The following is a 14,751-nucleotide window of genomic DNA, read 5'->3' as shown; positions in this document are numbered from 1 at the left end:
GCGGGCCGCACCGTCCGGGGTGGGGTCCGGGCCGGGCTCGTCCGTCCGGGGCCGGGGCTTGCGGTCCGGGCCTGGGTGGCGGCCCGCGGCCGGGATCAGGCGGGCAGCACCGGGCGGCCGTCGGCGGACCGCCGGCCGGGGATCCTGGCCGGCTCCAGCTCCCGGGCCACGGTGGCGACCTGGCTCATCACGTCCAGGATGGCCGGCTGCTCGGAGCCGTCCAGGTGCCGGTACTCGGAGCCGATGGTGACCACCAGGCGTTCGGGCAGGCCGAGTTCGGGGTGACGCCCCTCGGCGATCACCCGCCGGGCGGCGTCCAGCGCCGGGATGCCGGCCGCGTGCAGGGCGTGCGCACGCTCCTGGACGTACTCCAGGTGGGCGATGTGCCGCCGGACGCCGGCCCGGTCGAGCACCGGGCCGTGGCCGGGTATGACGATCTCGGCCCCGGTGTCCAGCACCCGCCCGCAGGCGTCGATCACGTTCTGCAGCGGCCCGGCCCAGTGCACCGGGTGGTCGCCGGGGAACTCCTCGGTCGAGGCGAAGATGATGTCGCCGGAGAAGACCGCCCGCTGCCGGGGCAGGTGCACGATCAGGTCACCGTCGGTGTGCGCCGGCGGCAGCCCGATCACGTGCACGGGGTGGTCACCGACGCGCAGTTCGAGTTCGCCCTGGAACATCAGGGTCGGGTGCACCGGCTCGGTGCTCGACCAGTCGAACTGCCCGAAGTGCTCGCCCAGGTACCAGCCCAGCGGCGAGGCCGGGTCGGCGCCCTTGACCAGCGCGTGCTGCTGCTGCGGGGTGGGCTCGTAGTGGATGTGTTCCAGGGCTTCCTTGGTGGCGATCACCTCGGCGTCCGGCAGCACGCCCGCGCCCCAGAGGTGGTCCCCGTTCGCGTGGGTGACGATCACGCGGTCCACCGACACCCCGGCGGCCAGCCGCTTGCGGCTCTCGGCCAGGAACTCCCCCGCCAGGGTGGGGTCGTAGGGGGTGTCGATCCAGGCCGCGGTGCGCGACGAGGTCAGCAGGCCGCAGTTGGCCAGGCCCCAGCCCCGCTTCGGCGGAAGCCATACGTACAGGTCTTCAGCAATCGTGCTCATGTTCGCACGCGCGATCGTCATGGCCGCGATTATGCCGATGTTGGGTCAACTACGCGTCCGAACCCACACGATCAGCACAGTCCCACGGCCCTCCGACCGTCGCAAAGGGGAGCAAACCGCCCGAAGCCCGCCCAGCTCGCCCGCCGCCCTGTCCACCGACCGGACACCGCGCCACGACGTCACCGGCCACCCGGCCGGGCCGGACGCGCCGGACGGCCGGGCCGGACGGGCCGACGGGCACGCTGGGCCGACGGGCTGGCCGGGCGGCGTTGTCAGAGGTCACCGTCATGCCGAGAGGCAAGACCTCCACCGCGCCCATCGCCGTGCTCGCCGGCTCCGCGGCCTGCACCCGCGCCGTGCGGACGGCCGCGGCCGCCAGGGCGGCCCACCGCGCGGGCGGGGCGTACGCCTTGGACGACGCCACCCACGACGCGCTGCTCCGCGGCGTCGAGGCGCACGAGGCGGGCCACCCGGCCGAGGTGCTGCCGGACAGTCCCACGGGGAGACCCGCGGGTCAGGTCGACGGCGAGGTCCGTCCCTGCCGCCGGCGCGCCGGACGGGATGCCCGCCGGACCGGACCACGGGACGGACGACTCACAGGACGCCGCCGCAACGGCGACGGGGAGGCCGCGGTCCGCAGGCCGGGCCGTAGGCCGGGAAGGGACCGGCAGAAGGCCGCCGGAAAAGAATGGAGCGCCGGGCCCGATTCGAACGGACTCTTCCTACTGAAAGTAGGACGTGCTCCACCAGCACCACCGACGCCTGACGAAAGATCACTCTCTCGACAGGAAGAACAGTACCAGGTCAGCACGGGTGCCCGAACCGCACACCCCCGGCGCCGGCACCCCCGGTGCCGGAGCGGGGTGCCGACACGGAGGGGTGCCGGCGACCGCCGCCGGGCAGCCTGCAGCGCCCGCAGGACGATCAGCGCGCGCGGTTGGTCAGCGCGCGACGATCAGCGCGCGGGGACGCTCGCCCGGGTCAGCACGGACAGCTCGAACGGCCGGAGCGAGTCCGCCCGCTCCCATTCCGCGGCCGGGAGGGCCTCCCGCTGCCCGACGCTCCCGGCCGGCCGGAGCCCGGACTCGCGCAGCAGGCCGGCCATCTCCTCGGCGGTGAGGAAGGTCCGCCAGGGCTCGCCCTGCTCGGCCGCCGCCGCCATCACCACGTCCGCGTACGCCTGGCCCGCCTCGTCCCGCTGCCCGGCCGGGAGGAGGTGCTCCACGACGAGTTCGGTGCCGGGCGCGAGGCCGCCGACGGCGGCCAGGGTCCGCCCGATCGCCTCCCGGCTCAGGTACATGGTGACCCCCAGCCAGCTGACCAGCGCGGGCCGGCCCGGCTCGAACCCCGCCCGCGCGAGCCCGTCCGCCAAGGTCCGGGCGGACAACTGCTCGAAGTCCACCGCGACGAAGCCCACGGACGGCGGCACCGCCACCCCGGCCCGGGCCAGCACGGCCTGCTTCCAGTGCTGCGTCGCCGGCCGGTCGACCTCGAACACCCGGACGCTCCCGGTCGGTTCGGACCGGAAGGCGAAGGAGTCCAGCCCCGCGCCGAGGATCACGTACTGGTCGACGCCCTGCCCGGCCAGCTCGGCCAGCCGGTCCTCGGTGTAGCGACTGCGGGTGACGGCCGCCGTCCGCGCACCGCTCAGGACGGGGTGGTCACCGTAGGCCTGGTGGTAGCCGAGGAGTTCATCGGCCTGCTCGCCCAGCAAGCGCCGCGCCAGCGTGTCGGCGAAGATCGGAGGGGCGGCGTCGACGAGGAGATGGGCCGCGCGCGCGGCGGCCGACATGAGAGCCGTCCGGCTCGGCTGTTCGTTGTTCACCATGGCGCGAGACACTACTCGCTCATTTTCGACATAATACCACAGAAATGAATATTTCGGAAGTATCGTCAGATTACGATTCGGCCAACCGAAAGGCCGCAGGACCGGGTGCGGACCGGACCGCCGATCCTGAAGGTGCGTCACCCGGTGACAGGCAGCCGGCGTGCGGTGCGGCCGGGTCTCACACCCCCGGCGAAGGCCCGCCTCCCAGGGCAGCGGCGGGCTCGTCGCTCCGGACCCGGGTGAGGGTGAGCACCGACGACAGCGGCGGTTCGTCCGGGTCCGCCTCGGTGTGCCGGCACAGGCCGCCGCTCAGCGGGGAGTCCGCGCAACCGTGGCCGCCGCCGGCCGGCCGCCTGTTCCGGAGGAGATGGTCAGCCGTCTGCCGAGCGGACTCGCCGGGCGCTCCGACGGCCGTGAGTGCGGCGTGCACCCGTGCCGGCGCCTCCGGCGGCAGCGCGTCGTCGGCGAGCACGGGCAGCAGGAGCAGCAGCCGGGCCGCGACGTCGTGCACACCAGGGGCGCTGGGGTCGGGCGTCCCGGCGATGTGCACGAGGTCGCGCCAGGACAGGCCCGGACCGGACCAGTCGCCGTCGAAGCTGGACAGGTCCTGCGGCCGGGACCGGTCCGGCCGGGTCAGCAGGTAGTCGATCCCGTGGTCACCGATCAGGTTCCGGTGGACGACGACGGCGCTGTGACCGCCCTCGCAGGGAAGGCGAATCGCCGGCCAGGCCTGGTCGTCCAGCCGGACTTCGGACAGGGCGTCGGTGTCGGCGCCGTCGTCACCGAACCACTCGGGCACCGGCCGGGCCTCCCCCGGGGTGAACCGGCACACGGCCAGAAGGTGGCCGGCCCAGAACCCGGCGCGCTCAAGCAGCCACTCCCCCGCGACCAGCGGTCCCAGGTCATATCCCTTGATCAGCACGGACCGCAGTCTCCCAGCCCCCACCGACACACCGACGCCCCTCGGTCCGACCGTGCTGCCGGCCCGGCGGGCGCGGCGTCGGCCGTCAGCCCGTTGCCGGCCGGCCCGCGCGGGGGCGAGCCGGTGCGTCCTTGAGGCGGGCGACCAGGGCGCGGTGGGCGGCCCGCGCGGCCCGGCGCTCCGCGGCCTCGGCGAGCACCGCGGCCCTGGCCTCCGTCCCGGCGTCGAACGGCTCCGGCGCGAAGCGGGAGCAGGCCCGGGTGTGCCGTTCCCAGTCGTCCTGCCAGAACTCCACCGTCCAGCCCGGCCACGACTCCGCCACCTGGTGGGCCTGCGGGACGGAGGAGAGCGACCACCAGCCCAGGCGGCGGTGCTCCGGGTCGAGGTGGATGCCGGAGCCGGCATGCAGGCGGCAGACGCCGTGCCCGGGGGCGCCGGCCAGGCGGCCGAGCAGGGGGAGGCCCTCGCGGACGGGGTGGTCGAAGGCGTCGGAGGCGACATGGCAGCGGTCGGTGCCGACCGTGACCACCACACCGCCCGGGTCGGGCCCGGCCAGCTCCTCCTCGCCCGGGGCGAGGAAGGGGGCCGGGTAGAGGTCCGAGTCCGGGCAGCGGGCGTCCGCCGGGTCCAGTCCGACGTACGCGCGCAGTTCGGCCGCGCCGTCGTACAGCCAGCGCGTCTCCCAGCCCGGCCAGGCCGCCCGGATCAGCTCGAACATGGCGGCCCGGTGGCGGAGTTCGGCGCTCGGCCCCTCCCAGGCGAAGAACAGCAGCACCTTCCGGCCGAGGTCCAGCAGCAACCCGCCCTGGGCCGTCCTGTCGTCCAGCCACCAGCCGTCCTGGCGGAGTTCCGGGAGCATGGCGAGCAGCGCGGCCGGCCCGTCCACCAGGTCGAGGTCGATCCCGACCGCCCAGCCGGTCCGGTACAGCTCGTGCGTGCCGTTCCCGCGGACCACGACGACGTTGGCTCTGTCTCCCATCGGGCCAGGATGACCGGGGCCGGGCCCTGCCGGCCATCCGATTTCGGCGGCTCGCGGGCACCGGTGTCCGGGGAGTGGCACCGTGCCGACGACCGGGGCCCGGCGGAGCAGGGCTTGTGGCCGGTACGCCGGCGGCCACCGCCGGCGTCTCAGCCGGGAGGCGCGAGCCGCTGGAGCCGCTCCTCGGACTGCTCCGCCATCCAACGGTTGGAGATCCGCAGGCCGATCTCCCTGGCCTGCGCGTAGTGCTCGCGGGCCTGCTGAAGATCCTTGGTGCGCTCCTCGCACCGGGCCGTGTTGAACAGGCTCCAGCCCGCCAGGACGTCGTCGCCCGCGTCCGACCCGATCCGCGCGGCAGCCGCGTAGTTATTCCTCTCCTGGCGGGTGTCCCCGTCCTCGGCCGCGAGTTCGGCCAGCTGGTGGTGGGTCCAGCCCGCCGCCGCGGCGCACTGATGAGCGTTCGCCAGGGTCAGGGCCTGCCGGAAGAAGTCCGTGGCCCTGGCAGGTTCACCGCGTCCGCGCCAGTAGGTGCCGAAGTTGTGCAGGCTCCAGGCCCCCATGAGCGCGTCGTCCGTCAGCTCGGCCGTCCGGGCGGCCCGGGTGAAGAACCGCATGGCCGTCTCCGGGTCGCCGGCCCGCCAGCGGCACGACCCGAGACCGTCCCAGGCCCACCCCTGCTGCCGTGGGGCGTTGCGCTGGATCGCCAGGTCGAGGGCGGTCCAGTAGGTGTCCTCGGCCCGGTCCAACGCGCCGTTCTCGCGCTCCTCCGTCGCCTGGCCGAGCAACCGGTCGATCGCGGCCGCCCCCTGCTCCTTGACCTCCAGGCCCTCCACGATCTCCCGCAGCGAGGCGGCCGTCACCGCCGCCGAGGGGCGTTCCTCCGGCAGCAGCCGCATCAACTGGCCGATCACCGGCTGCAGGACGCCGGCCGTGCGCATCGGCTCCGGGATCCCGCGGGCGACGGCCAGGTACACCTCCTGGAGGGTGCTGCCGGGGAACGGGGAACGCCCCTCCACCGCGCGGTACAGGGTCGCGCCGAGCGACCACATGTCCGAGGCCGTGGAGGCCTGCCCGGCGTCGAGCCGCTCCGGGGCCATGAACTGCGGCGTGCCGATCGGTGCGCCCGTCGCCGTGAGCGTGACCTCGCCGGGCATCGAGGCGATCCCGAAGTCCACGACGACCGTCCGCTCTCCCGCCAGCAGGATGTTCGCCGGCTTGATGTCCCGGTGGATCACCTCCGCCGCGTGCGCGGCGACCAGGGCCGACGCGATCTGCGCACCGATCCGCGCCACCTGCTCCACCGGGAGCGGCCCCGATTCGAGCGCCTCAAGGAGGGAGGGCCCCTCCACGTACTCCATCACGGTCCAGGGCAGGCCGTCGTCGCCGGGGAACTGGTCGAACACGGTGACGATCCCCGGATGCCGGAGCGCCGCGGCCGCCCGGGCCTCCCGCTCCGCCCGCGCCACCCGGACATCGCCGGCACCGGCCGACGACGCCTCAGCAACGCCGATCCGCTTCACCACCACACGGCGCTGGAGGCGTTCGTCGTAGGCCAGCCACGCCACCCCCTGCCCGCCGGCTCCCAGCGGGCGTTCCATCCGGAACCTGTCCCCGACGGCCGGAACCGTCGTCCCATCCCTCATGGGCCCACGAAACCACACCTCGGGCGCGGAGCGGACGCACTCCCGCGAAACAGCACGGACCCGGACCTTCGCCGCCGCCCGCCGACGGGCAGCGGGCACCCGGGCGGCGCGGACCATGACCTCCGTCCGCGCCGCCGGACCGACCGGCGGAGCCGGTCATCGGTAGCCGGTGGCGTCGGCCGGCCGGTCCGGGTCCTGGACCTCGACCATGTAGCGCCAGGCGTCCGGGCGGCTGCCGTCCAGATCGGTGAAGCCGTACTCGCGGGCGAGCTGCCCGCTGGAGAGCGACCCGCCGTTCCAGCGGGCCCGCTGCGGATCGGCGGCCAGCGCGACCACCGCACGGCCGACGTACGAGGGGGTCTCGGAGATGCAGAAGTGCGGGACCTTCTCCAGTGCGTCGCGCCAGTTGTCCTCGGTGACGCCGAAGTGGTCGAGCATCATCTCCGAGCGCAGCCAGCCGGGCGTGAGCGCGACGGCGGTCGCGCCGCGCGGGCCGAGTTCATGGCCGAGCGCGAACGCCATCCGCAGCACGGCGGACTTGGCGATGTCGTAGAAGAAGGACACCCGGTACCTGGTCCGGTTGTACTCGGCGGTGCCGTCGGTCATCTCGACCACCAGTCCGCCGGGGTTGCGCAGCAGCAGCGGCAGTGCGTAGTGGCTGGTGATGGCGTGCGTCTCGACGGCGAGCCGCAGCAGCCGCAGTCCGTTGTCGAGGTCGTGCTCCCAGACCGTGCTGTCCCACTCGAAGAGCAGTTCGCCGCCCCAGATGTCGTTCACCAGGACGTCCAGCCGGCCCTGCTCCGCCTCGATCCGCCGGACCAGGGCCTCGACCTGGGCCGGCACCAGGTGGTCGGTGACCACCGCGACGCCCTGCCCGCCCGCGGCCGTGACCAGGGCGGCGGTCTCCTCCACGGTCTCCGGCCGGTGGTACTCCGAGGGCCGGCCCGCGGTGCTGCGGCCGGTGACGTAGACGGTCGCGCCGGCGGCGCCGAGCTGGACGGCGATCGCCCGCCCGGCGCCCCGGGTCGCGCCCGCCACCAGGGCGACCTTGCCGGCGAGTGCCTCTGCCATGTCTGGTCCTTCGCTTCCGGGCGGGCGGGGGCCGCCCGGAAGCGTCCGGGAGCCACCACCGCGCGGGGGACTCGGTGTCGCTCCGATTCTCGCTCGCCGGGCCCGGTCGGGCCCGACGATCGGGGCACCCGACCCCGACGGCCCGGTCGGCCGGGCTCCCGGGCCGCCCGGCGCACCGGCCCTTGGCGGCCGGGAGACCCGGGCGGTCAGTGGCGCCCGGAGACCACGTCCGCGATCCGGGCGATCGGTGAGGTGCCGGCCCGGCCGCCGCTCTCCTGCCGGTCGGCGGCGTGGTAGGCGGCGTACATGCCGTGCACCCCGAGCCAGCGAAGCGGCTCGGGCTCCCAGCGGCGCACCGCGTGCCCGACCCAGGGCAGCGCGGTGAGGGCGGTGTCCGCCGCGGCGCCGGGGCCCGCGTACTCGCGCAGCACCAGGTCGCGCAGGGTACGGGCGGCCAGGTTGGTGGTGGTGACGCCGCTGCCGACGTACCCGCCGGCCCAGCCGAGGCCGGAGGCGGGGTCCAGCTCCACGGTGGAGCACCAGTCGCGCGGCACGCCGAGCACGCCGGACCAGGCGTGCGCCACGCCGGTGTGCGGGCCGACGTACGCGCCGGCCGAGGGGAAGAAGCGCAGCAGGATGTCCCGCAGCTGCTCGACGGTCCGCCGCTGGGTGGCGCCGTCGTGGTCGACCCGTGAGCCGAAGCGGTAGGGCACCCCGCGGCCGCCGAGCGCGATCCGGTCGTCGGCGGTGCGCTGCGCGTACATGTACGCGTGCGCCATGTCGCCGAGGGTCTCGCGGCCCTCCCAGCCCGCGCAGGCCCAGAACTCGGACGGCAGCGGGTCGGTGACGATCATCGAGGAGTTCATCGGCAGCCAGGTCCGCCGCTCCCCGCGGAGCCCGGCCGTGAAGCCCTCGGTGGCCCGCAGCACGAACCGGGCCGAGACGGTGCCGTACGGGGTGAGCGCGCGCGCCGGGGCGCTGCCGCCGCCGGGCCGGATCTCGGTGACCGGCGTGGCCTCGTGGACGGTCACGCCCAGCTCCTCGCAGACCCTGGCCAGTCCGCGCAGCAGCTTCACCGGCTGGATCCGCGCGCCGTGCGGCCCCCAGCTGCCGCCCAGGGTGCCCGCCACACCGATCCTGGCCGCCGACTCCGCCGCCCCCAGCAGCACCTGCTCCTGCTGGCCGTAGGCGTGCTCCTCCGCGACGAAGGCCTTCAGCCGCGCCAGCTGGGCGGGGTTGCGGGCCACCTCCAGGACGCCGCCCTTGACGATGTCGGCCTCGATGCCCTCGGCGGCGGCGACCCGGATCACCTCGTCGACCGCCTCGTTCATCGCCCGCTGCATGCCGGTCGCCGCCTCCCGGCCGTACCGGCGGGCGAAGACCCCGCGGCCGGCGAACCCGCTGTAGAGCCAGCCGCCGTTGCGCCCGGAGGCGCCGTAGCCGCAGAACCGGCGCTCCAGCACGGTGACCCGCAGGGACGGGTCGGCCTTCTTCAGGTAGTAGGCGGTCCAGAGGCCGGTGAAGCCGCCGCCGACGACGCAGACGTCCGCCTCGGCCGGGCCGTCCAGCCGTGGCCGCGGTTCGGGGAGTCCGGTCTCGGCGTACCAGAAGGAGACCGACCCGTTCGCGGGGGCGGACTCGGCGGCGGTGGCGGGTGTGGCGGAGGTGCCCACGGGAGCCTGCTTTCCGGACGGGCCGGCGGGGGGACGCCGGACATGCCAGGCACGCTAATCACGACCCTACGCCCGGGCAACCGTCAGGCTGCCAGCTCCGGGGCCGCCCGCGCGACAGACCGTAGGGTGCCGGCGGGGCCGGGTGCCGACGCCGCTCGCCCCGGCCGGGCGCCCGGCAGAACGGGACGGGCGCCGGGCAGAACGGGACAAGGCGCCGGACGGACCCGGCGGGCGCCGGGCAGGCCGGACGGACCCGGCGGGCCCCGGCGGTGGGACTGCTCACAGTCCGCCCGACACTCCCCTCCGTCCACGGGCCGGTGCGTAGGGTGATCGGGTGGATTCCTGGGAGCTGGACCGACCGACCCGACCCCTCACCGGACGCCCCCCGGCGGCCCCTACGGCACAGCGGGCACCTGCCGCCCCGGCGGCCGTACGCGGTGGCGTCGCCGCCGGCCGCGGGACCGCTCGCGGTCCCCTGCGGGGTGCCGTCCGCGACGCCGTCGCCGCAGCCCTCCGGGGAGCGCGCCGATGACCGGCCGATCCGGCCTGACGGCACGTCAGTTCGTCGGCCTGCTGGCCGATCCGGGCAGCTTCGACGGCTGGGACGAGCCGGTCGCCCACCCGGCGGCCGACCCGGCCTACCGGGAGTCGCTGGCCCGGGCGCGGGAGCGGACCGGCCTGGACGAGGCCGTGACCACCGGCCGGGTCCTGCTGGCCGGGCGGCCGGTGGCGCTGGTGGCCTCCGAGTTCGGCTTCCTGGGCGGCTCGATCGGGGTGACCACGGCCGAACGGATCACCCGGGCCGTGGAGCGGGCCACCGCCGAGGGCCTGCCCCTGATCGCGCTGCCGGTGTCGGGCGGCACCCGGATGCAGGAGGGCTCGGCGGCGTTCCTCTGCATGCTCCGGGTCACCGCCGCCGTCCAGGCCCACCAGGCCGCCGGCCTCCCGTACCTCACCTACCTGCGGAACCCCACGATGGGCGGCGTCTTCGCCTCCTGGGGCACCCTGGGCCACCTGGTGCTGGCCGAGCCGGGCGCCCGGCTGGGGTTCCTCGGCCCGCGCGTGTACGAGGAACTGCGCGGCGTCCCGCTGCCGGACGGCGTGCAGTCCGCGGAGACCCTGGCCGGCCGCGGACTGGTGGACGCCGTGGTCGCGCCGAGCGAGCTGCGGGACGTGCTGCGCCGGCTGCTGTCCCTGCTCTGCGACCGGCCCGCCGGCCCGCCCGCGCAGGGCCCTCGGGCCGCCCGGGTCCGCCCGGGCTCCGTACCGGGAACGCCCGCACCGGACACGCCCGCACCCGACGGCACCGCACCCAACGGCACCTCGCCGGACGCGCCGGCAGCCGACGCCCCCGCACATGACGCCCCCGCGCCCGACGCCTGGGACGCCGTGCGGCGCAGCCGGGACCCGCTCCGGCCGGGCGCCCGCGAGGTGCTGCGGTTCGCGGCCGGGCGGCCGGTGCTGCTGGAGTCGCCGGCCGGGCCGCACGGCCCGGAGCGCGCGCTGGTCCGGGCCCTGGCCGAGTTCGGCGGACGGCCGGCCATGGTGGTCGGACAGCAGCGCCGGACCGGCCCGCAGGAGGTGCCCTTCACCGCGGCCGACCTGCGGGCCGTACGACGGACGGCCCAGCAGGCGGAGCAACTCGGCCTGCCGCTGGTGACGGTGGTGGACACGGCCGGGGCGGAGCTCTCCGCGCAGGCCGAACTCGACGGTGTGGCGGTGGAGATCGCGCACTGCCTGACCACCCTGCTCGCCCTGCGCACCCCGGTGCTCGCGGTGCTGCTCGGCCAGGGGTCGGGCGGCGGGGCGCTGGCCCTGCTGCCCGCCGACCGGGTGATCGCGGCCCGGCACGCCTGGCTGGCCCCGCTCCCGCCGGAGGGCGCCTCGGCGATCGTGCACCGGGACGGCGAGCACGCCGCCGAGCTGGCCCGCGCCCAGGGCATCGGCGCGTACGACCTGGCGGCGGTCGGCCTTGTCGACCAGGTGATTCCCGAACTCCCGGACGCGGCGGCCGAACCGGAGGCGTTCTGCGCCCGGGTCGGCCTGGCGGTCGGGGCCGCGCTGGCCGAGCTGGCCGGCGTCCCCGCGGCGGACCGGGCGGCCGGGCGCCGGCTGCGCCACCGGCGGCTCGGCGACACCGTCCGCTGACCGGGCGGGCCGCGCCATCGGCCGGCGCGGCCCGCCCGGCGGTCCCGCGCCGGCCGGCCCGGGTCGGAACTACGCCTGGAGCAGCACCTGCTGGAGTTCGGCGGTGCACATCATGTAGCCGTTCGGGGTCGGCAGCCGCTCCAGGTAGTGGTCGAGGTCCGACCCCAGCGAGAACACCCGCACCGGGGTGCCCGCCCCGCGCGCGGACTCCACCACCCTGCGCAGCCCGTCCATCACGGCCGGGTGCCGGGTCTGGTAGGACTCGGCCACCAGGTGGTTGCTCCGGTCGGCGGCCAGGTAGAACTGCACCAGGTCCTTGGTGCCGACGAACAGCTCGCTGGCCCCGGCGGCGCAGATCGCCGCGGTGGCGTGCACCGCCGCGGGCGTCTCGACGAAGGCGGACAGCGGCACGTCGGCCGGCAGCCGCAGGTGCTCCCGGAGCTGGGCGAACTCCTCCGCGTCGTTGACGAACGGGACGGAGAGGTGCACCCGGCCGGCCTCCTCGCCGAGCCGCTCCCGCAGCGACCGCAGCACGGCGTGCAGGGCCTCCCGGTAGGCGGCCGACCCGAGCAGCCAGCGTGCGCCGTGCAGGCCCAGTTCGGGGTTGGGTTCGACCGCGACGGGGGCCAGTTCGGTCACTCCGGCGGCATGGTCCGAGCGGAGGTCGAGCAGCCTCAGGACCAGCCGCTGGCCGGGCAGCAGTGCTTCCACGAAGGTGCAGAGCCGGCCGGCGACGGCCCGGCCGTAGAGCTCGATGGCGGCGTGGCCGCCGTCCAGCGCGTCGAGCGGGCGCAGGCCCGCGGCCAGGCAGAGGAACTCCTCCCGGATGAAGAAGGTGTCGACCCGCTGCGCGTCGGGCCCGCAGGCGTTGATCGTCTCGATGTCCTGGAGGTCCGCGATGACGGCGCAGGCCGCGCCGAGCCTGTCCAGCAGCTGGCCGCCGGTGCCGGGGTCGGGCGCCCCGGCACCGCTTTCGGAGCCGATCACGATCGACTGGCTCTCCAGGTACAGGGTCACCTCGCCGACCAGGTCGTCGAGATCGGCCTGGTCGACGCGGAGCACGGGTATGCCCCGGCCCCGGCAGATGGACTGCATGTGGCCGGTCAGCCCGCCCGCACCGCAGACCACGGCCCGCGCCGCCACGATCGCTTCGTACAAACCCGCCTCCAGCGAGGGGGCGACGAGGATGGACCCCTCAAGTGGACTTCTCGTGCGGTTACAAGTGCCTCGCAAGACACTCTCCGTACCACCAGTCAGCAGGAATCCCTGAACTCGTCGCCCGTTCAACTAATCCTCCAGATCCTCGGCGTTCGCTATCCCCAACTGCCGACGCAACTGCCGTGGGGTCACGGAGACGTCGGTGAGCCGTTCGACGGCGGCCCGGTTGACAAGCACCCTCGTCAAGCGGTCACGCAGGGAAGCATCCATTGACGATGAGGAAAGTTCGCCAACGAACCTGATGCGCTCGTCCAATCGGGAATCGAGCACTTCCCGTTCACTTCGAGTACGTGTGGCCAACCTTCTCACCTCCAGGCCTACAGCCTCCTCGAATCCACCGCGGGCCGCTTCCTCCATATTGCTGACATGACCACGGAATTGGGCCAGGCGATGGTTTGAACCGCCTTCCCGCAGTTCCAGTTGCTCGATCGCACTCGCCGCGACGGCGATCGACTGGTTCTTGATGGCGGCGAGATTGAAGGTGAATGCGCCGGTCCGGCCGTTCCGCACGATCTCGTCGCCCTCGCGCAGCACGCCGAGCGCCGAGATCGGGCCGGCCGGGCCCCCGTCACGGCCCAGCAGGACGCCCCGCTCGTCGACCTCCAGCCCGCGCCCGGTCCGCGCGTGGGGCACCGCGATCCCCCGCCCGAGGAGGTTCCGCCAGAGCCGCCCGCCGACCCGGCTGTAGTCCGACTCCCGGCCGAAGTTGGACACCACCAGGTCCACCTCCACGGTGTGCTTCTCGTCCGGGGCCGCGACCTGGACGACCAGCCGTCCGGACTCCGCCGGCGTGATCCGCTCCACGTTGCCGACGACCACCTCCACCGACCCGTCCGCCGAGTGCAGCGCGCGCTCGATGACCGCCATCGTGTACTCCACCGCGCCGACCCGTATCGCGGCGATCGCGGTGCCGAACTCGTCCAGCAGGCGCCGCAGGTCCGGGGAGGGGATCTGCTCGAGCGCCTTGGGGAGATGCGGCTCCCAGGCCTTGGCCACCCGCTCGGGGACCACCCCCGGATCGATTCCCGGGTGATCCCGGACGACCGCCGCACAGGCGGCCTCCCACTCCCCGCGGACCCGGGCCAGGAACTCCTCACGGCCGCGGTAGGGCTCCAGCAGCGACACCGGGCAGGGCAGCCGCACCACCCCGTGCTCGTGACCGCCGGGATAGGTCCGGAAGATCGTCCCGGTCCTGGAGATCAGGCTGATCCGCCCGGTGTGCCCCTGGCGCAGCAGCAGGCCCGCCGAGTCGTACGCGCTCAGCACGGACCCGACGATCGCGACGCTCGCCTCCGGCGGGAGGCCCGCCAGCTTGCGGACACCGGCCGCGGAGTACGGGTTCCGCACGAAGGACGCGTGCCCGGCCACTTCGGCGGCGAAGGGCGGATCGCGCAGCTCCAGACCGGTCGCGAGCACCACGTGATCGGCGAAGAGCACGTCCGCCACCGGGGCCGGGGCTTCCCCCGATAACTGATGCACCGTCACATCCACACCGTCGGCGCGTACTTCCAGGTCGACCGCCTCTCCGTCCGCCTCGACCAGGACGACCCCCGGACAGGCCTCCCGCCGGGCCTCGGCCAGCCGGTCGGTCAGGTAGTCCTGGAAGAGCCGGCGGGGCGCCGGGCCCTGCTCGACGAACTCGAACCGGTCCCACGGCGCCGGCCAGTCCTGGCGGTCCGCCTCACGGTTGGCCCAGCGGACGAAGTCGTGCACGTCCTCGCGGAAGGCCGACATCCGGCCCGCCTGGATGTTGAACACGTGGTCCCAGGGATTGCCGTCCCGGTGGTAGGCGACGCCGGCCGACCGGTAGTCGGAGCGCTGCTCCAGCAGCACCACCTCCAGCGGGGCGCGGGCGAAGCGGAGCAACCGGATCGCGGTGGCGGTGCCGGCCAGGCCCGCCCCGACGACGAGCACTCTTGGACGCATGGCTGTTGGACTCATGGTGAAGCCTCTCCGTTGAGCGAAGGGGACCCGGATCCGCTGTCCCGCCCCGGGCGCCGGCGGCCGCCGGCGCGGTGCGACCCCCCGTGGACCTGCCGTCCGGACTGAGGCGATCCGTCCTCCCCGGGGACTCGTCGTCGGCGCTGCGGACACGGAATTTCCGAGCCCAAGGCTAGTAGGGCTTGGTCAGGTCCGTATCGGTGTGGGTATGTCGCGGTGGCAGGTGGGGCA

10 protein-coding genes are annotated in these 14,751 nt (G+C 74.8%); 1 reads left to right on the top strand and 9 read right to left on the bottom strand.

All coding sequences use genetic code 11. From position 1 onward, the window contains the following. Positions 1-95: 95 nt before the first annotated feature. The 7 genes from IE329_RS10955 to IE329_RS10925 all read right to left on the bottom strand — a co-directional run bounded on the left by IE329_RS10955 (position 96) and on the right by IE329_RS10925 (position 9,213). A complete protein-coding gene (locus tag IE329_RS10955; protein ID WP_190210671.1) occupies positions 96-1,118 on the bottom strand; it encodes an MBL fold metallo-hydrolase in 1,023 nt (340 codons plus the stop codon). Positions 1,119-2,052: 934 nt separating this feature from the next. Next, positions 2,053-2,925, bottom strand: coding sequence for a class I SAM-dependent methyltransferase (locus IE329_RS10950; protein ID WP_229927352.1), 873 nt, complete (start codon positions 2,923-2,925; stop codon positions 2,053-2,055). 178 nt (positions 2,926-3,103) lie between these two features. Beyond that, on the bottom strand, positions 3,104-3,847 hold the full coding sequence (locus IE329_RS10945) for a hypothetical protein (protein ID WP_190210670.1): 744 nt from the start codon (positions 3,845-3,847) through the stop codon (positions 3,104-3,106). 85 nt (positions 3,848-3,932) lie between these two features. Continuing rightward, positions 3,933-4,826, bottom strand: a complete 894-nt coding sequence (locus IE329_RS10940) for a hypothetical protein (RefSeq protein ID WP_190210669.1) — start codon at positions 4,824-4,826, stop codon at positions 3,933-3,935. Between the two features lie 149 nt (positions 4,827-4,975). Next, positions 4,976-6,424, bottom strand: a complete 1,449-nt coding sequence (locus tag IE329_RS10935; protein WP_190210668.1) for a protein kinase domain-containing protein — start codon at positions 6,422-6,424, stop codon at positions 4,976-4,978. 201 nt (positions 6,425-6,625) lie between these two features. Continuing rightward, the gene (locus tag IE329_RS10930) at positions 6,626-7,540 is read right to left on the bottom strand and encodes an SDR family oxidoreductase (protein ID WP_190210667.1); all 915 of its coding nucleotides are present in this window, start codon (positions 7,538-7,540) and stop codon (positions 6,626-6,628) included. A 206-nt stretch (positions 7,541-7,746) separates the two neighbouring features. After that, entirely contained in the window at positions 7,747-9,213 is a 1,467-nt protein-coding gene (locus tag IE329_RS10925; protein WP_190210666.1) for an NAD(P)/FAD-dependent oxidoreductase, read from the bottom strand. 528 nt (positions 9,214-9,741) lie between these two features. Here IE329_RS10925 and IE329_RS10915 point away from each other — a divergent pair. Further along, positions 9,742-11,361, top strand: a complete 1,620-nt coding sequence (locus tag IE329_RS10915) for a carboxyl transferase domain-containing protein (RefSeq protein WP_190210665.1) — start codon at positions 9,742-9,744, stop codon at positions 11,359-11,361. A gap of 69 nt (positions 11,362-11,430) precedes the next feature. Here the strand turns inward: IE329_RS10915 and IE329_RS10910 are convergent, their stop codons facing one another. After that, complete coding sequence (locus tag IE329_RS10910) at positions 11,431-12,648, bottom strand: putative PEP-binding protein (RefSeq protein WP_190210664.1); 1,218 nt, start codon at positions 12,646-12,648, stop codon at positions 11,431-11,433. After that, complete coding sequence (locus IE329_RS10905; protein WP_190210663.1) at positions 12,649-14,520, bottom strand: FAD/NAD(P)-binding protein; 1,872 nt, start codon at positions 14,518-14,520, stop codon at positions 12,649-12,651. Positions 14,521-14,751 lie beyond the last annotated feature (231 nt).

This window comes from Kitasatospora indigofera (genome assembly GCF_014655955.1).
Taxonomy (GTDB): domain Bacteria; phylum Actinomycetota; class Actinomycetes; order Streptomycetales; family Streptomycetaceae; genus Kitasatospora; species Kitasatospora indigofera.
The sequence above is the reverse complement of the archived record's forward strand: the minus strand, read 5'-3'. Positions and strand labels throughout refer to the sequence as shown.

Excerpts from the sequence above, each read along its gene's own strand:
- IE329_RS10955 (WP_190210671.1), bottom strand. The coding sequence starts at position 1,118 with ATGACGATCGCGCGTGCGAACATGAGCACGATTGCTGAAGACCTGTAC.
- IE329_RS10950 (WP_229927352.1), bottom strand. The coding sequence starts at position 2,925 with ATGGTGAACAACGAACAGCCGAGCCGGACGGCTCTCATGTCGGCCGCC.
- IE329_RS10940 (WP_190210669.1), bottom strand. The coding sequence starts at position 4,826 with ATGGGAGACAGAGCCAACGTCGTCGTGGTCCGCGGGAACGGCACGCAC.
- IE329_RS10935 (WP_190210668.1), bottom strand. The coding sequence starts at position 6,424 with ATGGAACGCCCGCTGGGAGCCGGCGGGCAGGGGGTGGCGTGGCTGGCC.
- IE329_RS10930 (WP_190210667.1), bottom strand. The coding sequence starts at position 7,540 with ATGGCAGAGGCACTCGCCGGCAAGGTCGCCCTGGTGGCGGGCGCGACC.
- IE329_RS10915 (WP_190210665.1), top strand. The coding sequence starts at position 9,742 with ATGACCGGCCGATCCGGCCTGACGGCACGTCAGTTCGTCGGCCTGCTG.
- IE329_RS10905 (WP_190210663.1), bottom strand. The coding sequence starts at position 14,520 with ATGAGTCCAACAGCCATGCGTCCAAGAGTGCTCGTCGTCGGGGCGGGC.